The following is a 22,438-nucleotide window of genomic DNA, read 5'->3' on the forward strand; positions in this document are numbered from 1 at the left end:
CAGTTCAGAATCTTACCGCGAACGGGCATGACGCCCTGGAACTCTGCATCGCGCGACGTGCGGCACGCGCCCGCTGCAGAGTCGCCCTCTACGATGTAGACTTCGCGGCGGTCGCGGTCCTTCGAACGGCAGTCGATGAACTTCTGCACGCGGTTCGCCATGTCGGTCTTCTGCTGCAGGTTCGTCTTGATGCTCTGGCGCGTCTTTTCGGCGTTCTCGCGCGAGCGCTTGTTGATGAGCACCTGCTCCATAATCTTTTCGGCGAAGGCCTTGTTCTCGATCAGGTACGTTTCCATCTGCTCTTTGATGAAAGCGGTCATGGCCTGCTGGATGAACTTGTTGTTGATGGCCTTCTTCGTCTGGTTCTCGTAGCTGGTTTGCGTCGAGAAGCAGTTCGTCACGAGCACCAGGCAGTCCTGCACGTCCTGCCACTTGATGGTGCTCTCGTTCTTCTTGTATTTGCCCTGCTTCTTGATGGCCGCGTCGATGGCGCTGGTGAACGCGCTGCGGGCGGCCTTCTCGGGCGAGCCGCCGTTTTCCAGCCATGAGGAGTTGTGGTAGTACTCCTGCATCTGCATGCCGCGCGAGAAGCAGAAGCAGGCGGTGATCTTCACGTTGTAGTCGGGCAGGTCGTCGCGGTCGCGGCCACGACGGTTCGCTTCGATGAAGTACGGTTCGGTGAGGTAGTCGTGGTCGGTCTTCTCGAGGATGTAGTCTTCGATGCCCTTGGGGTAGCAGTATTCCGTTTCCTCGAAGCCGTCGACGCCTTCCACGCGCAGGCGGAACTTCACGTTCGCGTTCACGACGGCCTGGCGGCGCAGCGTTTCCTCGAACCATTCCACCGGGATGTCGATGGCGGTGAACACTTCCAGGTCGGGGCGCCATTTGATTGTGGTGCCCGTGCGCTGCTCGTCGGTTTCCTCGATGTTGAGGGCCTTCTTCTTGGTGCCCACGACCTTGCCCTTCTTGAAGTGCAGGTCGTATTTCTTGCCCTCGCGCCATACGGTGACGTCCATGTATTCCGACGCGTACTGCGTTGCGCAGGAGCCCAGGCCGTTGGTGCCCAGGGAGTAGTCGTAGTCGCCGCCGTCGTTGTTGTCGTACTTGCCGCCGGCGTAGAGCTCGCAGAAGACGAGTTCCCAGTTGAATCGCTTCTCGCTGGGGTTCCAGTCGAGCGGGCAGCCGCGGCCGTTGTCCTCGACCTGAATCGATCCGTCGGCGAACTTGGTGACCGTGATGAGGTCGCCGTGGCCCTGGCGCGCTTCGTCGACGGAGTTCGATACGATTTCGAATACCGCATGGGCGCATCCGTCGAGCCCGTCGGATCCGAAGATGACCGCGGGACGCATGCGCACGCGCTGCTCGTCTTTGAGCTGGCGTATGCTGTCGTTTCCGTAGCTTGCCGTGCTTTTTGCCATAGTGTCGCTTTCGTACGAGTGTGTTTGTGGTATAAAACGCGCAGCGACGCATGACCGTGCGCCGTGCGCTGCAAATTAATAATGATACTCAAAAGAGTTCGACGCGCACGAATTTATTACACTTCTCTCATATGGGCGCGTTTGCGCAGGGGAGCTGGGTGCTTCCCGAGAACCGAAAACTCGCCAAAACAGCTTGGCTCATGTGGTGTAATTAGAGATGTTCCTGTTGGGGCGGGAATGGATGCGCGTCGTGCTTTTTTGCGCGCCCGCCGCTGGGTGCGGAAGGGGAACGAGTGGATAACTCGATGCTTCAGTATTACAAGGCGATTGGCGAAGTTCAGAATATCATCGCCAATGCGACCACGCTCGACGAGGCGCTGCAGGGCGGCTTGAAAGCCATCGTCGAGAATTGCGATGCTGAATGCGCGGTGATCTGGTACATGGACAAGGCCGGCGACCAGCGGCTTCATCCGTATTTCTGGATCGGTCCCGTCGACCTCACGCGTCGTTCCCATGGTCTGGGCGATGGTGCGGTGGGGCGCGTGTTCGAAACCCAGATGGCCGAGCGCCTCTTTGAGTTCAACGCGCTGCAAGACGTGGAAACCGCCATCGACTTCGCGGGCATGGACGTTACCTCGGTGGTGTGCGTTCCGTTCTCGAATAACTTCGAGGACCTGGGCGTCATCCAGTTCGTGAATCGCAACGACGGCACTCCCTTCACCGACGAGGGTGCCGACGTCATGGAAATCATGTCCATGATGGCAGCCATTTCCCTTGGCGAAAACGAGGCTCTCGCCGCCGCGTGGAACCCGGGCGAAGTCGTTATGGAACTGCGCGACATCACGCGCGAGTTCAAGAACGGCGACGTGATCACGAAGGTTCTGAAGGGCGTGAACCTCGATGTGTACGAGGGCGAGTTCCTCGTGCTCCTGGGTGAGTCGGGCTGCGGCAAATCGACGCTGCTGAATATCATCGGCGGCATGGACTCGGCCACGTCGGGCACGTTTTCGTACTTGGGGAACGACCTCTCCAACGCGACGCAGAAAGAGCTTACCGATTTCAGGCGCGAAAACGTTGGGTTTGTTTTTCAGAGCTACAACCTCATGCCCAACCTTACGGCGGCGCAGAACCTGAAGCTCATCGCCGAGCTTGTTGACGACCCCATGGAAGTGGACGAGGCGCTCGATATCGTGGGCCTTTCCGACCGTAAGAAGTACTATCCCAGCCAGATGTCGGGCGGTCAGCAACAGCGCGTCTCCATCGCGCGTGCGCTCGTGAAGAACCCCAAGATCATCCTGGCCGACGAGCCCACTGCGGCGCTCGACTACGCCACTTCGATTGAGGTGCTGCAGGTTATGGAGGAAGTCATCCGCGGCGGTACGACTATGGTCATGGTTACGCATAACGAGGAGATTACGCGTATGGCCGACCGCGTCGTGCGCATGCGCGATGGGCGCATGCACGAAGTTACGGTGAATCGCCATCCGGCGCATGCTGCCGACCTGGTGTGGTAGGTGCGCGTCATGAGAACGACGCAGGTGGTAGAGCAATTAGCGAACGTTAGGGCGACGTTCGTCTCATTCTTCAGCGTCCTCATGTTCGTTGCGCTCGGCGTGGCCATTTTCCTGGGCATCACCTGGTCGGGGCCTGCGTTGCAGACCGCAGCCGACGAAGCGTTCGACGAAGGCTCGCTTTACGATGTGCAGGTGAGCTTTGCCTACGGCTTCACCGACGACGACATCGACAAGCTCGCCGCCGTGGAGGGCGTGTCGCTTGTCGAACCTGGCTTCCAGACGTTCCAGCGTTTCACTCTCGACTCTCATGAGCGTGCGGCGAAGATCGAGTCCCTTGGGTCCGAAGTCAACCTTCCCGTCGTGGTAGAGGGCGAGCTTCCCCGCAATGCCGACGAAATCGCCCTGAGCGCCCATGCCGCTGGCGAGCTGGGCATTTCGGTGGGGGATACCCTTACGTTCGAGGCGGACGCCGACGAGGGTTCCGACGACGCCGATGGCATGAAGTTCCTGAACAGCGCCTCGTTCACGGTGACGGCGCTCGTGAACAGCTCCGAGTACCTTGCGTATACGAGCGGTACCTATGGCGTTTCCAACACGCCGTCCGGCGAGGTCGATATCGTGGCGTTCCTTCCGGCTAGCGGCTTCGATGCCGCCGCGTTTCACGATGGATACCCCGTCGTGAACGTGCGCTGCGATGAGCTGCGCGATTTGGGAACGTTTTCAGATGGGTACGAGAACGAGATAGAGTCCGTGAAGGATCGCGTGGTGGCGCTTGGTGACGAGCTGGCGCAGGCTCGCTACCAGGAGCTGCGCGATTCCGCGCAAGCCGACATCGATGAGGCCGAGCAGCGTCTCGCCGATGCCAACAACGAAGTGGCGCAGAAGGAGCAGGAGCTTTCCGATGCGCGCTCTCAAGTCGAATCGGGCGAGTCGGATTTGCGCAGCTCGCGTTCCGAGCTCGTGAGCTCGAGGAGCAAGCTCGATAGTGGTTGGGCGGAACTAAGCGAAGCGCAGGCCAAGCTGGATGATGGCGAGGCCGATTTCCAGAAGGCCCTTGCTGCTGCCGAGCAGGCCAAGGCCCAGTTGCTCGCGGAAGCCGAGGCTCAAGCGCAGCAGGCGGAAGCCTATGCCCGGGAGCATCCGGAAGACCCGTTGGCAGCTCAGCAGGCTGCGATGGCGCGCGCGAAGGCCGATGCCGTCGCCCAGATGAGCGTCGATGACATCGAGGTCCCGCCGGGAAGCGGACAGACCATCGGAGAGATGCGCAGCGCCCTCGATGCATCCAGGGCCGAAGCGGCCGCTGGTCGTGCCAAGTTGGAAAGCGGCGAAGCGGAGCTGTCGTCGGGTTGGCGTGCGTACTACGATGCGCAATCCCAGCTTTCCCAGGCGCGTGATGACATTGCCGAGGGCGAGGCGAAGCTCGAGGATGCGAAGCGCGAGATTGCCGAAAACGAGGGTAAGCTCGACGATGCGAAGGCGCAGCTCGATGAGCTTACGCCGCTCTCATGTACGGTTCTCACGCGCCTCGAGAACGGCGGTGTGGTGGAGATTTCCATGTTCAGCACCGTTACCGACAATCTGGGCATCTCGATGGCGGCCCTGTTCATTATCGTGGGTTTGCTCGTGAGCTATTCGGCGGTAAGCCGTATCGTGCGCGAGCAGATTACGCAGATTGGCACGAAGAAGGCACTGGGTCTGCACGCTTGGGAAATTACCCTCGGCTATCTGGCGTATTCGGGGTTTGCGGTTTTCCTGGGCGCTATCGCGGGCGCCATACTGGGCGTGACCGTGGTGGAGGGCATCATCGCGAGCGTGCTTTCGGGCATGTTCGTTACGGGCGCGTATCCGCCGTATTTTGGTTTGCCGCTGTTCGCGAGCGTGTTCCTGGTCGAATTCTCGCTCATTCTGGGCGTCACGTGGTTTGCGTGCCGTTCCATCCTGCGCGAGCACGCGGTGGAGCTGCTGAAAGGCGATAAGCCTCCCCAGGCGAAGGCGCGCTTTTACGAGAGGTGGGCCACATGGGGTCGCCTGCCGCTGTTCACTCAGACCATCGTGAACAACTGCGTCAACGATAAGCGTCGCATGTTCAGCACGATTATCGGCGTGGCGGGCTGTACCGCGCTCATCGTCACGGCCATTACGCTTAACAACGACGTGCTGAATAGCTACATCAAGCAGTACGAAAGCGTGTACGGCTTCGAGTACATTGCGTTTGTCGATACCGACGTGCATGATGCCAGCTCCGTGGTGAGTGCGGTGGAATCGAAGGGCGTGCAGAGCGCTCAGGCGTATGTGGGGGATATGGCCCTCATGCAGCCCGATGGGCGCCGTGGGTCGGTGCGCGTGGTCGTTCCGTCGTCCGATACCGAATTACGGCAGGTCTACCACATCAACGACGCCTCGGGCGCTGGCGTCGACCCGAACGCCGAGGGCGTATGGGTATCGCAGGCCTATGGCGATCACTTCGGGGCCCAGGTGGGCGATACCGTGTCGGTGCAAGGGTCCGATGGCGTGATGCACGAGCTTCCCATCGTGGGTTTCTACGAATTCTGGTTGTCGTATTACGAGATGATCATCGATGGCGATCTGTACGAGCGCGAATTCGGCGAGGCGCTTCAGCCCAATGCCGTTTTGTTCTCCGGTTGGGATGGCGCTTCCGTCGATGACGTCGAGAGCGCTATCTGCAAGTCCGACGGATTCTATTCGCTGGTGAACGATAAGAGCGATAGCTACGAGAACTTTGCCGAGTTCTCGAACGTGTCGAGCGCCGTGGTGTACATTTACCTGGCGCTTGCCGTATTGATGGCAGTCGTGGTGCTCCTGAACCTGAACGTCATGTTCATCAACGAGAAGAAACGCGAGCTCATCGTGCTCATGATTAACGGCTTTTCCGTGCGCGATGCCCAGCGTTACATATATAATGACACCATAGTTCTAACAATTGTGGGCATTGCCTTAGGTCTGGTTCTGGGGTGCGTGATGGGCTCCGTTTCCGTTTCCGCCGTCGAGCCCGTCACGGCAACGTTCATGAAGGACATCGATGCAATGGCCGTTCTCGTGGGCGTTGCGGGTAGCGCCATTCTGGCGTGTATCATGAGTGTTTTCGCGCTACGTCTCATACCGCGTTTCGCCCTAATCGATATCAACAGGTTCTAATGGCGTTCGATATAAACCGCAGGAAGGATGCATGATGGAAATAAAGGTCGTGAATGAGGGAACTCCCTACGTGATTGCCCTTGCGGGCAGGCTCGATACGAATACCGCCCCGCAGCTCGAGTCGTACGCATCCGAACTTTACGGTGGCGGCACGGTCGACATCGCCGTCGATATGGCCGATTGCGACTTCGTTTCTTCGGCTGGGCTGCGCGTAATCGTGGCCATGCAGAAGCGCGCCGTATCCGGGGGCTCCCTCGTGTTCCGTAACGTGCAGAAGGAAGTCATGGGCGTTTTCGAGATGACGGGATTCTCCAAGATTCTCACGTTCGAATAGGCTTCGGGGGCTTCGCTGAACGTCATGCGCTTGCGGCGCGTATCGCGCGCATGCGTTCGCGGGCTTGCGGAAGGGGACTGCATGAAGGTCGACGTAGTTACGAAGGGGAAGTTGACGAGGATATTCTGGGGGCGCATGGCGCGCGTCAGGCTTTCCGCGCGCGTTGTGTCGCTCGTGTTCGTCGCCACGTGCATTGCTTCCATGTCGTTTTGCCAGCTGGGTTTCGTGCCGTTGGGCATTATCGACGACAAGTCCGTCTACCTCATGTTCATATTGGCGCCGCTGCTCATGGGGGCGTACATGTTCGGTCCGGCGACGGGCGGGTTGCTGGGCTTTTTCGCGGGGGCAATCGTGTATGCACACGCCTTGCTCATGCCCCTCGACTTCTATGAGATCTATTACATGTCATGGCTGAACACGTTCGTGCTCCTTACCGTCATGGGGGCGGTTTCGGGTTGGCTGTTCGCGGTGTTCGTCAAGCGCGAGCAGGGGCTCCTTGCCCGCACCGTGAGCATTGTCGTGATGAGCCTTGCCTTCTCGTGCCTTGCGAGCAATATCCTCATGGCCGGCATCATCATCTCGTATGGTGGATTGCATGACCTTGAGTTCGCGAACTATCTGTACGAGCAGCTCTTGAATAGCCCCCGCGGCGTGGCGGCTCAAATACTCTTTGACGCCGTTCTCATCGCGGTCATGTGCTGGCTTGCCGATCGCGCCGTGGCGTTCGTTGCGGGTCGCGGTCCCGACCGTGGGCTTCTCTCGGTATTCAGGAACTGGATGATCCTCGCGTCGTACATCGTGTTCATGGTGGCGAGCATTATCGTGTTCACGGCGACGACCATGCAGCTGGAAGGATTCGCCGAATCCGATATGAATAGCGAGGTCGCCAACATGGCGGAGCGACTCTCCGTGAACGAGGATATTGGGGCGGATCTCCTTGATGGGTTTGATGTTTCCGTCGACGGCTATGTAGCCGTTCTCGACGAGACGGGGCATGTCGTTGTAAGCAACGATAGCGGGCGGTTTCCCGCTGGGTCCTCCTACGTCGAGAAACTCGGCTACGACCCCGAGGACTTGGGTGGCTACGAGGGGGTCGTCCAAATGCTCGGCGAGTATGCCGGGGACGATGAGATGGTAGCCGTTCGCGCTCTCGACGAGAGTGGCAGGCAGACGCTCGATTTCGCCTTCCTGTCCATTGGCCGCTACGATGGCGGCTTCGTGGCAATCATGCGCCCGTCGTCAATCGTGTTCGAAATGCGCGTTCGCATCATGGAATCCATCACGGTGTTGGCCCTTGCCCTCATCGCGGAAATGGTGATTCTCGCAACGCTCCTGCTGCGTCGCGTCGTGGTTCTGCGCATCGACGAGACCAACGGCTCTCTGGCGAAAATCACGGGAGGCGACCTGGACGAGCGCGTTCGCTCGCAGGATACGCAGGAATTCTCGTCGCTTGCCGATGGCATCAACGCCACGGTGTCCGCTCTGAATGGCATGATGGACCAGATCACCGAGCGCAATGCCCAAGACCTCGCCACTGCGAAGGCGATTCAGGAGTCGGCCATGCCGCGTGATTTCCCGCCGTTCCCCTCAATCGACAAGTTCGATATCTATGCGAGCATGAAGGCGGCCAGGGAAGTGGGTGGCGACTTCTACGACTTTTTCCTCGTGGGCGACGATGGCAAGCTTGGGTTCGTCGTCGCGGACGTTTCGGGCAAGGGCATCCCGGCATCCCTGTTCATGATGGCCGCCAAGACGCAGATTCGCAATTACATGGAGGCCGGTCTGTCTTTGGGGCGCGCCATCGATACGGCGAACGCGAATCTCTGCCTCGGTAACGAAGCGGGCATGTTCGTGACGCTGTGGGTTGGCATACTCGATTTCGAAACGGGCCAGCTCACGTACGTTAATGCGGGACATAACCCGCCGGCGTTGCTCTCTGGGGGCTCGTGGGATTGGCTGCGCAATGTATCGGGCATGCCCCTGGGCCTGTTCGAAGGCATACCGTACGAGGAGTTCACGTGCCAGCTTAAGCCTCAGGACGCGGTGTATCTCTACACCGATGGCGTAACCGAGGCCATGGACAAGGAAGGCAATCTATACGGCGAGGATAGGCTCGAAGAGCTCTTGGAGCGCTGCAAGGATTTGAACCCGCATTCCCTGGACGTGGAAGTGCGTTGCGCGCTTGCCGATTTCGCACATGGGGCCGAGCAGTCCGACGACATCACGATGCTCGCCTTGAGATATGGCGTGGCGCCCACAACCGACGTCAACTTGGTGCTCGACGCCGATGTTGGCCAGCTTCAGCACCTGTTCGACTTCGTGCATGGCGAGCTGGATCTGCATAACGCGCCGAAATCGGTGTACAACTCGCTCGATATCGCCGTCGAGGAGCTGTTCGCGAACGTGTGCCATTACGCGTATCCCGAAGCCACGGGAGAGAATCCCGGCGAGGTGCGCGTGGGCTTCTCCTATGACAGTGCCTCCACGTCGTTCACGGTCACGTTCACCGACAGCGGTATTCCGTTCGACCCGCTTGCGAAGCCCGATGCGGTAACGCCCGACGATATCCGGGACGTGTCCATTGGCGGCCTGGGAATCTTCATGACGAAGAAGAGCGTCGACGAGATGCGCTACGAGTACGTCGACGGTTGCAATGTGACCACCATCGTGAAGCGCTGGTAGGCCCTGCGGGCGTTAGCCGCGTAGTGCCTGGCTTGCGTCCTGCGTGGCGGGATGGGCTTGGAGCTCGCGAAGGAACTTTTCGATCTGGTCGTTCACGAATTCGGGAGCGTCGACATTCGCGTTATGGCCCGCACCGGGTATCCAGACAAGCGGCAGGTTTTCGCCAGCGGCCCACTTCCGGTTAAACGGGATGACGTCGCCGGCGTGGTCCTTTTCGCCGCAGAGCAGCAGGGTGGGGCAGTCGATGTCGTATGCCCGGTCCTCTTCGATGGCGCTTGCGAGGATGCGGTATCCGAATGCCGAGAGTTCTACGTAGTCGCGTTTGGAATAGGAACCCATGAACGAGCGCATGTTCTCGCGTCCCCGGCTGGTGCTGGCCACCCCGCGTGTTGCCCAGGATACGAGGATGGGCCAGGGGATGGATTGGTACATTCCCTTGGTGTGGCGTAGAAACCTCACTTCCCATGCGGGATAGTACTTTCGCTTGAGCGGTGCGGAATCGATGGATACGAACCCGGCCGCTTCGCCGGGGTAGAGGCTGATGAACGCCTGCGAGACGTAGCCGCCCAGCGACTGGCCCACGAGTATGGGGCGCTCGATGCTCTCCGCGTGCAGGATGTCGTGCAGAATGCGCGCCAGGTCGTCCATCGTGAAGCAGAGCGGGTACGGACGTGATTCCCCGTGCGCTGGCGCATCCCAGACCAGGCAGTTCACCTTGCCCTCGAAGCGCTCCACCTGCGCGTCGAACAGCGTATGGTCTGCCGTGAGGCCGGGAAGAAACGCGAGCCATGGGGCGCCCTCCTTGCGAGCGGGGGAAAGCCAGTAGGCCACTGCTCCGTCGCAGGTGCGAAACGTCTTTCTGTCCACGAGGCTCCTCCTTACGGGGGCGTTGCATGCTCTAGTTTCGATTCTACCCGAATCGCGCGGTCGCGTTGGTGGGCCGCTTCACGATGACTGGTTGACGCGACGGCATATGGCGCGTAATATAACAAGCGTAATATAACGCATGTTATATAGGAGGAACGAAGTGCCGAAGCAGATGTTCGACAGGGTGGCCGTTCTGGATGCGGCACTCGACCTCGTACGCGAGAGCGGCTATGAATCCGTGACCGCGCGTGCGGTTGCCACGCGCGTGGGGTGCTCGGTGCAGCCGCTGTATAGCCAGTTCGGCGACATGGATGGCCTGATGAGTGCACTCTATGAGCATGGGCTCGCATGGGCGGCGGAATACGGCAAGCGATTTGCCGCCGATGCGCCCACGGCTTTCGCCGCGTCGGGCCGTGCGCATATCTTCCTGGCGCAAGAGGAGCCGCAGCTCTTTTCCTTCCTCTACCATTCGCCTCATATGGGAGCGCGCTCGCTCGAGGATGTGTTCCTAGTCGCGGCACAGCCGGGCGTTGCCGAGGAAATCCAGCAGATGCTGGGGCTGGGCGATAAGGCGGCTCATTCGTTCTACCTCGACATGATCATCTACACGCATGGTTTGGCGTCGGTTATCGCATCGGGTGGCTCTCTTCCCATCGGGGAAATTGCCGACCGCATGAACGGTGCGTTCGTTGCATTTGCGGCTATGGCGAAAGGGGAGTTCCATGTCCAGAAACAATAGGGCGCGCAGGCAGCGCATCCGCCTCATCATTCTTTGCTTTTCCTTCTTGCTCTTTCCCGTGACGATCTTCTACTTCTCGCCGTACCTTTCGGTGGTGGGGGCGTTCAACGGCGTTGTTGCCGGCTGCATCATCTCGTTTGGAATCCAGCTGCTATCTGGCGTGTTCCTGCGTCGCGCCTGGTGCGGGTGGCTGTGCCCTGCAGGCGGCTTGCAGGAGCTTGAGTCGCAGGTCGTGGGCAAGCCCGCGAGCGCGCATAAGAAGCTCGATGTCGTGAAGTACGTCATATGGGTGCCTTGGGTGGCATCGATCGTTGCGGGCTTCATCGTGGCGGGCGGCGTGTCTGCCGTCGACCCCATCTACATGACGACGCATGGCTTTTCGGTTGCGAACCTGCATAGCCTCATCATCTATCTGGGCATCGTGCTGTTGTTCTTCGTTCCCAACCTCTTCCTGGGGCGCAGGGCCATGTGCCATTGCATCTGCTGGATGGCGCCGTTCATGATTCTGGGCGCGAAGCTCGGAAGGCTGCTGCATGTGCCGCAGCTGCGCGTCGTCGCGAATGCCGAGGCATGCAATGGGTGTGGGCGTTGCACGCGTGAGTGCCCGATGAGCCTTTCCGTGGCAGAAATGGTCGAGCGTGGGGAGGTGCTCGATGCGGAATGCATCCAGTGCGGGGCGTGTTGCGATGCGTGTGCCAAGAAGGCATTGAAGCTGGTCTTCCGCCCGTAGGGCGAGCGCGATTCGCTTGGCTACGAGAAGGAGGGGTATGCGGTTGGCGGCTTGGTTGGCGCGGTCCCTGGTGGCATGCGCGTCTATTTGCCGCTTGCTATCGTGCCTGCTCGGAAATGGAGTCCATGAGCTCTTGCATCTTGCTTTCGAAGTAGCTGGCGGGGATGAGCGCGATGCCATGCTCGTCGCTCGCGACGATAAACCGTTCGCCGCCGTTCAGGCCGAACTTTTCGCGCGTGGCTTTGGGGATGACGATTTGCCCTCGTTCGCCCAACGTCACCGATCCCCAGATGTTCTTGCCCTGCGGCGCGGGAGGAATGATGCCCACGTCGCCCACCGTTTCCGTCTTCATCAGGTCGTCGAGGGTCACGCCGTACACCTGCGCGAGGCGCGCCGCCTTATCGACGTCGGGTACCGTTGCCCCGCTTTCCCATTTCGCGTACGCCTGGCGCGAGATCTCGATTTTCTGGGCGATTTGCTCCTGCGAGTAGCCATTCAGCTTGCGCAGCATAACGAGGTTGTCTTTCAGCATTGCGCCCCCCCCTTACAGGTCGGTTTTCTCGAAGTTGTCGCAGGCGCGCCTATACGATAGGTAGGTGAGCGCGACGAATATGATTGCACCCGCAAGCAGGAGCAACGCCTGCAAGGGCAGATAGTCGAATGCGAATGCGTTCACGGCTTCCAGCCCTGGGATGTGATGCAAGGCTTCCGCCACGGTAATTGCCAGGAAGGCCACTGCGATGTAGGTCACGAAGGGTTTTCCGATCTTGTAGGAGGTTTTGAAGAACCCACCTACGAAGACGGCGTTGAAGAGGCCGAATATCACCAGGGCCATGCCCAGGAAGAAGAGGTTCGCGTTCATGAGCGCATTCTGGCGGTATACGGGCGCGTCGGCAAGAACCGTCATGCGCACGATCGTGAGGATTGCCATGAGAGCGAACCCTGCGAGCTCGATGAGCGCGACGAATTCGTATTTTCCCTTCACCACGTCGCGCTTCGCAACGGGGAGCAGGGCGGAGTACACGATGTCGTTCGCTTCGCGGGCGGTTTGGAAGCTTTGGAAGATGCCCAGCGTGATGAAGAACACGCCACAGAGAATCGGGTAGCCGGGCAGTAGCGCCATGGCCCCGAAACCGATGAACAGGTAGGTGAGGAGTAGCGCGGCGAGGCGCATCTCCTTTTTCAAAAGCGCGCTCATGCTCGTGCCTCCCTTTCCAGTCGCAGGAACGTTTCCTCGAGCGTTTCTCCTGGGCGCCCCTGCTTGCGTGCGAAGTCGTCCTTCGAGCAGGTCGCCCGGATCTGGCCATTGCTGATGTAGATGATGTCGTCGGCGCATCGTTCCAGGTCGGATGTGATGTGCGTTGAGAACAGGATGGTTGCGCCCTGGTCCTTCAGCGTCGTGAAGAGCTCGAGTAGCTCGTCGCGCGAGAATGGGTCCAAGCCGCTGGTGGGTTCGTCGAGGATGAGCACTTCGGCGCGGTGGGAGAGGGCGAGGAGCAGGTTGAACTTCACCTTCATGCCTTCGGAGAGCTCGATGGGCTTCTTGCCCTCGTCGAGCGAAAACATGTTCAGGTAGGCGTGGTAGGCTTCGTCGTCCCAGCTGGGGTAGAACATCTTGGTGACGCTGACGATTTCGCCAATGGTCTTGCGCGGGTACCAGCTTACCGTGCCCGTCGAGTAGCCGATGCGCTGCTTGATTTCGTTCTCGTGCTCGCTTAGCGGCAGGCCGAAGTAGTCGATGCTTCCGTTGTCGGCGTGAACGAGGTTCAGCATTGATTTGATGGTGGTTGTCTTTCCGGCGCCGTTTCGTCCGATGAAGCCTGCGATTCTGCCGCGCTCCAGGGAAAACGAAACGTCCTTCAGGGCAAATGACGGATACGCCTTGCAGATGCCCTTGACCTCAACGATGCTCATGGGAACCTCCCAACCGTATGAATTACATGATTACTGTAAACTCTGGTTGCGTGGCGTACAACCAACCGAAGATGACATGCATCGTCGATTTTGGTTGCATTTGGTTGCGATAGCGCGTTTGTCCTGCTTAAAGGCTGCGCGGGGGCATGCGCCTGTGTATAATCGAGTCACCAGAGATAAAAACACAGTCCCCGTCGGGTAGTCGTGGGCGTGCGGAATGCCGCATCAGTAACCTGCCTCCTTGGTTGTCCCTTCTCTGCATGGTTATCTACATAAAGGAGGAATCAGCCATGCAGATCAGCGTGTCATCGACCCTGACCCTCTATCATGACGGTCAATTTTGGGTTGCGCTCATCGAGCACGTAGAGGATGGAAGGCTAGGCGTCGCGCGCATTGTTTTTGGCGCGGAGCCATCTGACGAGGAAATCCTGCAGTTCGTTTCTCGTGCGTGGAGCGGGCTTTCGTTTTACGGCGAGAAGGAGCCCGATGCTCCTAAGCTTGCCAGGAATCCCAAGCGTCGCATGCGGGAAGCTGCAAGGGCGTTAAAGCGGCCTGCCATGAGCACCAAGGCCCAACAAGCGCTTTCCGAACAGCGGGAGGCGCGTAAGGTGGCAACATCCCATGCCCGCAGTTTGAGGCGGCAAGAAGAAAAGCAGGCGCGCTTCGCCTTGCGCGCGGAAAAGCGCAAGCGGAAGCACCGCGGGCATTAGATAGTTCGAGTTGCTCAAAGGAGGCGGCGTTGGAAGGCAAAGGCGTGGCGATGGCAGCGCGTTCGTTTCTTTGGTAGCGGGTGCCGCGCAAGCGAGGCCGCCCATCGCGTGAGGGGCGGCCTCGTCGTCGGTAGTTACGCTTGCTTGCAGTAGGCTTCGACTGCGGCGGCTGCGAATTCCGCTGCTCCTGCTCCGCAGGCATCGTTGATGTTGCGCGTGAATTCTCCGCCGCTGCCGTAGGCACGCCCAAGGTGGGCGAGAATGTCGTTCGTGCAGGTGTAGGCGTTCTCGGTGATGAAGCGCTGGATGGTTGCAACTTGCGCTTGCGCTTCGCTGCATGTGGGGTCCGTGCCTTCCGCGGCCATCCGGCCGAACGGCCTGAACAGTTCCATCAGCTGGTTTCCCATGGCGGCTTCGTCCTCCTTGCTTTTGCCCTTCCGTTTCTGCTCGTATTCGGCCCATTGGGACGTCTTGCCCCAGGTTTCCTTTGCCGCTGCCGCGTATTCGTCCAGCTTGCTTGTGTCGAATGGCTTGAAACTCAATGCTCTCACTCCCATCGTCTTCATGCTCTTTGCGAGCTCTATAAGGTTGTCGATATGCTCGCGTTTCAATTCGAGCAGCTTGATTTGCTGTTCGAGGGCGCGAGCTTGGTCGAAGTCGGGGCTTGCCAGGATGCTTCGGATGTCTGCAAGCGGGAACTCCAGTTCGCGGAAGAGCATGATTTGCTGCAGGCGCTCGAGGTCGCTTTCGTCGTAGAGCCTGTATCCCGCTTCGCTTCGGGCGCTTGGCGTAAGTAGCCCGATTTCGTCGTAGTGGTGCAGCGTCCGCACGCTCACGTGAGCAAGCTTGCTCACCTCATGAACCGTCATCATCCTGGCCTCCTAACCTTGCACAAGTCGTACCTTAAACTATGACGTAACGTTAGGGTCAAGAGTGCTTTTCAGATTTGTCTACCCAGTTTTGTTGGGGATTGGTTTCTAGCATGCGCGTGACGTGCCCAATGCCCGGCCCCATATGCTCTCGGGTAACTGGTCTGGGCATTGGGAATGTCGCATCGCTCGGACTAACTGCTTATTTACGGGCTTTCCGACGAGGTGATGGCCCTCGCTCTTGCTTGCACCGCAACGCATGGCGATTATTTCGAAGGGTGAATCTAGCGAGCGAGTGTGTCTCCCTCAATGCCTCCCGCAAACACGCAATGCAAGACTTTGCAAAGGCCTGACATACGCGTTGCGGGCGCTTGACGCGCGCTCTGTAGCATCGATTCCGTAGAGATTGGAATCTCGGAAGGAATCGAAGCATGGAAGCGTCTTTCGTGGCGGTCGCCGCGGCCATTGCCGTAAACCCCGCCTTGCTGGTGATACTCGTGCTGTGCCTGGGCGCGACGATGGTAAACGGGGCGACCGATGCCCCCAATGCCATAGCCACGGTGGTTGGCACTAGGGCCATGAGGCCTGGTCCTGCCATCATGATGGCGGCCGCGTGCAACTTCGTTGGCCTGGTGGGCATTACCGCCATAAGCACTGCGGTGGCCGGAACCATCTTCGGCATGGTCGATTTTGGCGGCGACAATCATGCCGCGTTGATAGCCCTGGCCGCCGCCATGGTGGCCATCATCGTGTGGGGCGTCGCGGCTTGGGCACTGGGCATTCCCACCAGCCAAAGCCATTCCCTCATTGCGGGCATCACCGGCGCGGCCATCGCCCTGCAGGGCGGGCTTGCGGGCGTGAACGCCGACGCGTGGCTGAAAGTCATCTATGGCCTGGGCGTGTCCACCGTCCTGGGCTTTGGTACGGGTTGGTTGTTCGCGCGTCTCATCAAGGCCATGTGCGCAAACATCGAGCGTTCCCGGGCGAATGCGTTCTTCAAGTGGGCGCAAATCATCGCGGGGGCTGGCGTGGCCATTCTGCATGGCGCGCAGGACGGCCAGAAGTTCCTGTCGCTTTCCATGCTCGCCGTTATGCTGGGCGTATATGGCACGGCGGACATGACGGGATTCCCGCTGTGGATGGTGGTGCTGGTTAGCCTGACCATGAGTTTGGGAACCGCCGTGGGCGGCCGCAAGATCATCAAGTCCGTGGGCATGAGCATGGTGAGAATGGAGCAGTACCAGGGCTTTGCCGCTTGTCTTTCCGCATCCTTCTGCATCGCGTTGGCTACGTTCACGGGCATGCCCGTATCCACCACGCATACCAAGACCACGGCCATCATGGGCGTTGGTGCCGAGAAGCGGCTCCGCGCCGTGAAGTGGAATCTCGCGGGCTCCATGGCACTCACCTGGGTGCTTACGTTTCCCGGGTGCGGGCTTCTGGCCTTCGCTTTCACCCATCTATTCCTGGCTGTTCTCTAGGCGCGGCTGGCAAACTGCAGTGCGAGAGGGGTACGACCATGATCAGTCCCCGTCAATACGAAAGGAACTCTATCGTGAGCAAGAACGGATTCAACTACTTCGATGCCTTCGTCAAGCAGGCTGCATATGCCGAGGAGATGGTGCTGAACCTGGTTTCCGCTATCGAGGGTGGCGAGCTTGGCTCCCAGAGCCTGGTGCAGTCGTTGCATACCGTGGAGAACGACGCGGATAGCGTGAACCATGACATCCAGGAGCATCTCCTGAGTGATTTCGTGGTTCCCCTGGAACGAAGCGGCATGAACGCCCTGGCGCACGCGTTGGATGATGTGGTGGACGCCGTGGAGGAGATTGCCTCCGAAGCCTATATCTACAACACGCAGGCCCTTCCCGATGGCGGTGCGGCAATGGTCGAGCTGCTGGCGAAGGCCATCGCCGATTTGCGCCTTGCCACCGACGGCCTGCGCGGCCTTGATGGCAAGCCCAAATCCATTCGGGAGCATTGCATCAAGGTGCAGACGTTCGAGTCCGAAGGCGATGCCACGTACATTCAGGCTGCTCACGAGCTGTACGCTCAGCCTATGGACCCCGAGCAGCGTAGGAGCGCACATGCGGTTCTGCGTGCCGTCGAGCAGGCGCTCGATACCGCGGAAAACGCTGCGGAGCGCATCGAGTCGATCGTCACGGAGAACTGGTAGGCAAGGCGTGGCGGGTGCTTCCGTTCGCGTTGTGGCACCCAGATGCTTTGCAAAGATTTGACATGGCCGAGCAGGGCCGAATGCCCGTTCCGACGTACAATGGCCATATGATTTACTACGTCGAAGATGACAAGAACATTCGAGACCTGGCGCTGTACGCGCTGGCGTCGGCGGGCATGGAGGCGAAGGGCTTTCCCGATGCGAGCACTTTCAAGGAAGCCTGTCATGGGGCCGCGCCCAGCCTGGTGCTGCTCGATATCATGCTGCCCGACGAAAGCGGCCTGGCCATTCTTGGGTGGCTCCGCGAGCATCCCCAGCTAAGCCGCGTGCCGGTGATGATGCTTACGGCCATGGGCACCGAGTACGACAAGGTGGTGGGCCTCGATGCGGGCGCCGACGACTACCTTGCCAAGCCGTTCGGCATGATGGAGCTGGTGAGCCGCTGTAAGGCGCTGCTTCGTCGGTCGGCGATGGGCACGTCTGCGTTGCCCGACCAGAATCTATTGAGGGTGGGCAAGCTCAGCCTTTCCGAGCGCGATCATACGGCGTTTGTCGAGGGCGTTCAGCTCGATCTCACGTTGAAGGAATTCGATTTGCTGCGCGTCCTGATGGAGTCGCCTGGTCGCGCGTTCACGCGGCCGCAGCTGCTCGAGGATATCTGGGGCATCACCTTCGTGGGGGAGACGCGTACGGTGGACACGCACATCCAGACGCTGCGTCGCAAGGTCAACGACGCCTGCGCCGGCGCGGGAGAGGCTATCGAAACCGTGCGCGGCGTGGGGTATCGCCTGTCCAAGGAGTCGTAGGCGATGTCTGCCAAGCAGAGGAAAACGCTTTCCGGTCGCTTGTTCGCGGTGTTCTTCTCGCTGTCGTTGGGCATTCTACTGGTTGGCGTGACCGCGGTCGTGGCCGTTAGCTGGATGGTGTACGAAGGTGCCGCCGAGCAGCGGCTTTCCACGCAGACGCAGGCCACGGCGTCTCTTCTGTCGGGGCTTTCCGAAAGCGACGCCATTGCCTACCTGCAGAATTCGGTTGTTCCCGACACGCGCATCACGCTGGTGGCGGGCGATGGCAGGGTGGTGTACGACAGCCAGATGGATGCGGCTGACATGCCCAACCATGCAACGCGTGGCGAAATCGTGGCAGCTCGCGACGAGGGCGTGTCCTCGGTTCTGCGCCATTCGGATACCACGGGTTCAGACACGCTGTATGTTGCCGCTGCTATTCCGCAAAGCGATTACGTGATTCGCTTCGCCGAGGTGAGGGCGTCTCTGTCGTTCTATCTAAGCCACATTGCCGCACCGTTGGCTGTCATCCTGGCGTTGGCGTTGCCAATCTGCCTGCTGCTCGCGCGTATGATGGCCCGTGCGATTTCCGCGCCCCTGGTGGACGTCGACTTGGAAGATCCTCTGGCGTGCGATGCGTATACCGAGGTCATGCCGCTGCTTCAGCGCGTTGATGCCCAGAAGGCCGAGCTCGTCGAGAAGAACGAGAAGCTGCAGGCTGCCGTGGAGGCGCGCCGCGAGTTCACGGGTAACGTGAGTCACGAGATGAAATCGCCCCTGCAGGTCATCGGTGGGTATGCGGAGCTTATCGAGGGCGGGGTCGCCACCGGGGAGGATGCGCGGCGCTTCGCGGGGCTTATTTCCTCCGAGGCCACGTCGATGCGCATGCTCATCGACGACGTGCTGGTGCTGTCCAAGCTGGATGAAATGCGGGTCGATCGGTCGACGAGCTTCGATATGGCCGCGGCATGCGGCAGCGCCATCGCGCGCCTTGAGCCCGCTGCGCAGGAGAGGGGAATGCGCGTTACGCAGCGCGGGGAGGCGAGCGCGCTCGTTCGTGGTTCCGTATCGCTGGCTGAGCAGATGGTATACAACCTGGTAGATAACGCAATTCGCTATGGTCGCCAGGGTGGCTTGGTGGAAGTTGACCTTGCGGTGAGCGGCGGTTCCGTGCGACTGGCTGTTTCCGATGACGGGCCGGGGGTCTCGCCCGACCAGCGTGACCACATTTTCGAACGTTTCTACCGCGCCGATGCGTCCCGCTCCCGCGAAACCGGAGGTACGGGCTTGGGCTTGGCCATCGTCAAGCACGCTGCGATTTCCATGGGTGGTTCGGTGCGCGCCGAGGAATCGAGCGCAGGAGGCCTAGCGGTCGTCGTCGACCTGCCGCTGGCTGGCGAATAGAGGGGCGAACCGGCCAGTCTCTGTGCTATTAATGCGCTGCTATTTGCTAGCTGCCAACGTGCTCGTGGAGGATCCAGGTCCTCTCGCCGCCGGAAATGGCCTCGAGCTCCTCGTCAGAGAGCTCGTAACCCTCTTCCTTGGCGAGCGCAAGCAGCTCCTCGGGCGTCTTCGCGTTTGCGATCTTGGCTTTCTGCTCGTCGGTGAGTTCGATGCGGTCCATGTCGCGCTCCTCTCGTGTCGCGGCGTCGTGCGGCCCAGGGGCCGTTGCCGTTTTCGATACCGCCTATCTTACGCTCCCGCGGGCTGCTTCGCCCTCCTCCTTTCTATATGGTTAACTCAACGTAGCATTTGCGCTTCCCGGGGACGTGGGGTCGCTCATCCACCAATTGCCTGCATGGCTGCCATCTGCGCTTGGGATAGCATGCCCAGTTGAAACATGACGAGCTCGTCTGCGCTTGCCTGGCCAAGGCATGCCATATCCATGAGCGTGGCCCATTCCGTCGCGTTCCTGCGGTGGGCGTCGACGTACGTCAGGAGCGTTGGCGCGCTGAAATTCGCGCGCCAGAGCAGGTCGCACATGAGCAATCGCCCGGTATGTCCGTTCCCATCCACGAAAGGGTGTATGCGACCGATGAGGTGCGGAGCGTGCGCGGCCGTGAGCACGGGGTCGATCTTGCCTGATGCGAGGAAGTCGAGCAGCCCATTCACGAGCGTGGGAATCGCGGAGGGGTCTGCGGTCTTCTTGCCGGGCGGCAGGGGAAGCGGTTCCGCATTCGTGATGAGCGTCAGGGCCGTTGTGGTGAACGGGATGGGGTCTTCCTGTGTGCGCCAGCGCGGCTCCGGTATTCGCAGGCGCACTTGCGGCTCGTGTCGCGTTGCTTCGTTCCATAGGGCCAGCAGGTCGGAAGGGAAGCGAGGCGGATTGGACGCAGCTGCCAGGATATGCGCGAGGATGCGCGCCCTCTCTCGCATTGCCATCCGTTCGGGTCCGCCGGAAAGGCCTCCGCGCAGTTTCAGGGCGCGCTCGCAGAGGATGCTGGTTTGCCCCTCGCCAGCTTCCCAGTTCGCAGCCTCGGGGACGTCGCTTGCGACCATGCGCCAAAGCAGGGTCTCAGGTTCGCATTGCGTGGATTGGAGGCTGTGATGCAGTCGTTCTTCGCCTTCGCGGAGCTTGCGTACCAGGTCCATTGCCTGCGCGCTGGCTTTCGTGGCAACGAGCAGCGTGTTGTCGCCAGTGAGGGCGGGTGCCTTTGCATTCTGACCGCCCGTCAATGCGTCGAAGTCCATGCGAGCCTCCTCGTTTCTTGGGCTGGCACTTTGGCTCGCCTGGCATTGGCTTGCGGTATGGAGTGGTTTGGGCGCTTAGCCTAGCCGTGCGTGCGTCGCAATCGTCGAACTCATCTTTGCCCATGCTAGCACACTCGCTCAGGGCGACGCATTTGCGCAGACTTTCAGCTGGGCTGCCACGCGATGCGGATGCAGGCATGATGACGTTCCGGTTCGAGACATGCTTCAGAGCCCATGTGCCTCGAATGCCCCATGCTTTTGGTCGTTTTCCCAATCGGCCACGTAACGCGTTGCGAAACGATTTCCCTTCGCGATGAGCACGCGAGGATGGGGTGCGTACAATAGCGATAGCGATGAGCCGACGATGCAGATTGGACCTCATGATGAGAATGCTCGACGATCACATCCGTCCCCAGGTGGTCAACAGGCTTGTTTCCGATGATGGCGCGTGCAAATACGTCATGCGCTTGCATGACGGCAACCTGGTTGAAACTGTTGGTATCCCCCGTGAAGACAGTAATGCAGAGAGCCTGCTCACCGTGTGCTTTTCCACGCAAGTGGGATGCGCTATGGGTTGTGCCTTCTGCGCGACGGGTAAGCGCGGGCTGGTGCGAAATCTTACGGCCGATGAAATGCTCTGGCAGATTCTCATCGTCCAGCGAGACTTCAGGCGCAGCGTGACCTCGGCGATAGCCATGGGACAGGGCGAGCCCCTGATGAATTACGACGCCCTCGTCGATGCCGTCTCGGTTATCGTCGACCCGGACGACTTCGCCATCGATCCCGATAGGGTGTCCATCTCGACATGCGGTTTGATAGAGGGCATTCGCAATCTTGCCGCAGATGGCGTGCCGGCGACGCTTGCGATTTCCCTTCATGGTGCCACGCAGGAGCTGCGCGATAAGCTCATGCCCGGCGTTCGTCGTTATCCTCTCGACCAGCTTCACGACGAGCTTGCCAAGTATTGCCGCGGTACGGGAAAGCGCATCATCGTGCAATACCTGATGCTTGGCGGGCTGAACGACGGCGATGCGGACCTGGAAGCGCTTGCGGCGTTTTGCGAAGGTCTCGATGTGCATGTTTCCCTGCTGCACTATAACCGCGTCGAGGGCTTGGCGTTCGAGCCGAGCCCCTTCGGCAGGATGGCGCTATGGGTGTTTGAGTTGAGGCAGCGGGGGATGGCGGCAAGCATGAACGAGCCGCGTGGTGCGGATATTGGCGCGGCTTGCGGGCAGCTTGCGGGCGGGCTGTACTAGGTTGCGCTTCAAGCGCAATCGATGGGGTTGTTTTCTGGTGGGCGAATGCTCCGGGGCGCTTCGACGCCGTCCCGTTGGCATCGGAGCGCGCTTGCTTTGCGAGCGAGTACTGCGTTACCTAGCGAAAGGACAGTTCGATGAGGGCAGACCGGATCATTAAGAACGCGAGAATCTACACGGCGGACAAGGATAATCCGGAGGCGTCTGCCCTTGTGGTGAAGGATGGCAAGTTCGTCTACGTGGGTGACGAGACTGGCCTCGCGGACTTCGAGGGCGAGGTAGCCGATCTCGGTGGGAAGTTCGTCATGCCCGGCATCATCGACAGTCACCTGCACATAACCACGGGCGTTGGCTTCGAGTACGCCGACCTTGGCCAACGCTTCGAGCCGGACGGCAAGCAGGCCGCCCTCGACTTCATGGAGGGCTACATCGGGGAGCATCCCGGGCAGAAGCGCTACCGGTTCTTCATGGAGAGGAAGTGCCTGAAGGGCGAGGACATCTGCATGGAGGAGCTCGACGCGATCTGCCCCGATGCGGAACTCGTGCTTCTGGAGGATGAGGTGCACAGCAACTGGGCGAACTCCAAGGTCTACGAGC

At 60.1% G+C, this 22,438-nt stretch carries 21 protein-coding genes; 13 read left to right on the forward strand and 8 right to left on the reverse strand.

Annotation, left to right across the window (positions count from 1 at the left end; genetic code table 11):
• Window positions 1–1,418, reverse strand: a 1,418-nt coding sequence (locus AC04P6_RS02355; protein ID WP_475564984.1) for an ATP-binding protein, incomplete at its 3' end; no start/stop codon positions are given.
• Window positions 1,419–1,711: 293 nt separating this feature from the next.
• Here AC04P6_RS02355 and AC04P6_RS02360 point away from each other — a divergent pair.
• The 4 genes from AC04P6_RS02360 (at window position 1,712) to AC04P6_RS02375 (ending at window position 9,104) form a co-directional block, all read left to right on the forward strand.
• The gene (locus AC04P6_RS02360) at window positions 1,712–2,932 is read left to right on the forward strand and encodes an ATP-binding cassette domain-containing protein (protein WP_475564985.1); all 1,221 of its coding nucleotides are present in this window, start codon (window positions 1,712–1,714) and stop codon (window positions 2,930–2,932) included.
• A gap of 9 nt (window positions 2,933–2,941) precedes the next feature.
• The gene (locus AC04P6_RS02365; protein WP_475564986.1) at window positions 2,942–6,088 is read left to right on the forward strand and encodes an FtsX-like permease family protein; all 3,147 of its coding nucleotides are present in this window, start codon (window positions 2,942–2,944) and stop codon (window positions 6,086–6,088) included.
• Between the two features lie 34 nt (window positions 6,089–6,122).
• Entirely contained in the window at window positions 6,123–6,422 is a 300-nt protein-coding gene (locus AC04P6_RS02370; protein ID WP_475564987.1) for an STAS domain-containing protein, read from the forward strand.
• An 81-nt stretch (window positions 6,423–6,503) separates the two neighbouring features.
• On the forward strand, window positions 6,504–9,104 hold the full coding sequence (locus AC04P6_RS02375; RefSeq protein ID WP_475564988.1) for a SpoIIE family protein phosphatase: 2,601 nt from the start codon (window positions 6,504–6,506) through the stop codon (window positions 9,102–9,104).
• A gap of 12 nt (window positions 9,105–9,116) precedes the next feature.
• On the opposite strand, the gene AC04P6_RS02380 is transcribed toward AC04P6_RS02375, so the two are convergent.
• Window positions 9,117–9,971, reverse strand: a complete 855-nt coding sequence (locus AC04P6_RS02380) for an alpha/beta fold hydrolase (RefSeq protein ID WP_475564989.1) — start codon at window positions 9,969–9,971, stop codon at window positions 9,117–9,119.
• Between the two features lie 160 nt (window positions 9,972–10,131).
• On the opposite strand from AC04P6_RS02380, the gene AC04P6_RS02385 reads away from it, so the two are divergent.
• Window positions 10,132–10,710: a TetR/AcrR family transcriptional regulator gene (locus tag AC04P6_RS02385; RefSeq protein ID WP_475564990.1), complete on the forward strand. Its 579-nt coding sequence runs from the start codon at window positions 10,132–10,134 to the stop codon at window positions 10,708–10,710.
• A complete protein-coding gene (locus tag AC04P6_RS02390) occupies window positions 10,694–11,440 on the forward strand; it encodes a 4Fe-4S binding protein (protein ID WP_475564991.1) in 747 nt (248 codons plus the stop codon). The genes AC04P6_RS02385 and AC04P6_RS02390 overlap by 17 nt, the downstream gene beginning before the upstream one ends.
• A 97-nt stretch (window positions 11,441–11,537) precedes the next feature.
• Here AC04P6_RS02390 and AC04P6_RS02395 read toward each other — a convergent pair whose 3' ends face one another.
• From AC04P6_RS02395 to AC04P6_RS02405, 3 genes are read right to left on the reverse strand one after another with little or no spacing between them, the layout of a single operon-like run.
• Window positions 11,538–11,972, reverse strand: a complete 435-nt coding sequence (locus AC04P6_RS02395; protein WP_475564992.1) for a helix-turn-helix domain-containing protein — start codon at window positions 11,970–11,972, stop codon at window positions 11,538–11,540.
• A 12-nt stretch (window positions 11,973–11,984) separates the two neighbouring features.
• Window positions 11,985–12,638, reverse strand: coding sequence for an ABC-2 transporter permease (locus AC04P6_RS02400; RefSeq protein ID WP_475564993.1), 654 nt, complete (start codon window positions 12,636–12,638; stop codon window positions 11,985–11,987).
• Window positions 12,635–13,354 (reverse strand): ABC transporter ATP-binding protein, encoded by a 720-nt coding sequence (locus AC04P6_RS02405; protein WP_475564994.1) that lies wholly within the window; start codon window positions 13,352–13,354, stop codon window positions 12,635–12,637. The genes AC04P6_RS02400 and AC04P6_RS02405 overlap by 4 nt, the downstream gene beginning before the upstream one ends.
• A gap of 290 nt (window positions 13,355–13,644) precedes the next feature.
• Between AC04P6_RS02405 and AC04P6_RS02410 the strand changes: the two genes are divergently transcribed.
• A complete protein-coding gene (locus tag AC04P6_RS02410) occupies window positions 13,645–14,064 on the forward strand; it encodes a YjdF family protein (protein ID WP_475564995.1) in 420 nt (139 codons plus the stop codon).
• Window positions 14,065–14,198: 134 nt separating this feature from the next.
• Here the strand turns inward: AC04P6_RS02410 and AC04P6_RS02415 are convergent, their stop codons facing one another.
• Window positions 14,199–14,936, reverse strand: coding sequence for a MerR family transcriptional regulator (locus tag AC04P6_RS02415; protein WP_475564996.1), 738 nt, complete (start codon window positions 14,934–14,936; stop codon window positions 14,199–14,201).
• A 428-nt stretch (window positions 14,937–15,364) separates the two neighbouring features.
• Between AC04P6_RS02415 and AC04P6_RS02420 the strand changes: the two genes are divergently transcribed.
• From AC04P6_RS02420 to AC04P6_RS02435, 4 genes are all read left to right on the forward strand, one after another.
• Complete coding sequence (locus AC04P6_RS02420; RefSeq protein WP_475564997.1) at window positions 15,365–16,414, forward strand: inorganic phosphate transporter; 1,050 nt, start codon at window positions 15,365–15,367, stop codon at window positions 16,412–16,414.
• Between the two features lie 74 nt (window positions 16,415–16,488).
• Window positions 16,489–17,109, forward strand: coding sequence for a DUF47 domain-containing protein (locus tag AC04P6_RS02425; RefSeq protein ID WP_475564998.1), 621 nt, complete (start codon window positions 16,489–16,491; stop codon window positions 17,107–17,109).
• A gap of 62 nt (window positions 17,110–17,171) precedes the next feature.
• Window positions 17,172–17,915: a response regulator transcription factor gene (locus AC04P6_RS02430; protein WP_475564999.1), complete on the forward strand. Its 744-nt coding sequence runs from the start codon at window positions 17,172–17,174 to the stop codon at window positions 17,913–17,915.
• Window positions 17,916–17,918: 3 nt separating this feature from the next.
• Window positions 17,919–19,298 (forward strand): sensor histidine kinase, encoded by a 1,380-nt coding sequence (locus AC04P6_RS02435; RefSeq protein WP_475565000.1) that lies wholly within the window; start codon window positions 17,919–17,921, stop codon window positions 19,296–19,298.
• Window positions 19,299–19,344: 46 nt separating this feature from the next.
• Here the strand turns inward: AC04P6_RS02435 and AC04P6_RS02440 are convergent, their stop codons facing one another.
• Together AC04P6_RS02440 and AC04P6_RS02445 are read right to left on the reverse strand one after the other, a co-directional pair.
• Entirely contained in the window at window positions 19,345–19,518 is a 174-nt protein-coding gene (locus tag AC04P6_RS02440) for a Nif11-like leader peptide family natural product precursor (RefSeq protein ID WP_475565001.1), read from the reverse strand.
• A 155-nt stretch (window positions 19,519–19,673) separates the two neighbouring features.
• Window positions 19,674–20,585 carry a Fic family protein gene (locus AC04P6_RS02445; protein WP_475565002.1) on the reverse strand — a complete coding sequence of 304 codons (912 nt, stop codon included), beginning with the start codon at window positions 20,583–20,585 and terminating at the stop codon, window positions 19,674–19,676.
• Between the two features lie 380 nt (window positions 20,586–20,965).
• Between AC04P6_RS02445 and rlmN the strand changes: the two genes are divergently transcribed.
• Together rlmN and AC04P6_RS02455 are read left to right on the forward strand one after the other, a co-directional pair.
• The gene (gene rlmN, locus AC04P6_RS02450) at window positions 20,966–21,841 is read left to right on the forward strand and encodes a 23S rRNA (adenine(2503)-C(2))-methyltransferase RlmN (RefSeq protein WP_475565003.1); all 876 of its coding nucleotides are present in this window, start codon (window positions 20,966–20,968) and stop codon (window positions 21,839–21,841) included.
• 137 nt (window positions 21,842–21,978) lie between these two features.
• Window positions 21,979–22,438, forward strand: a 460-nt coding sequence (locus AC04P6_RS02455; protein ID WP_475565004.1) for an amidohydrolase family protein, incomplete at its 3' end; no start/stop codon positions are given.

The sequence above is a fragment of the Denitrobacterium sp. genome, assembly GCF_056180635.1.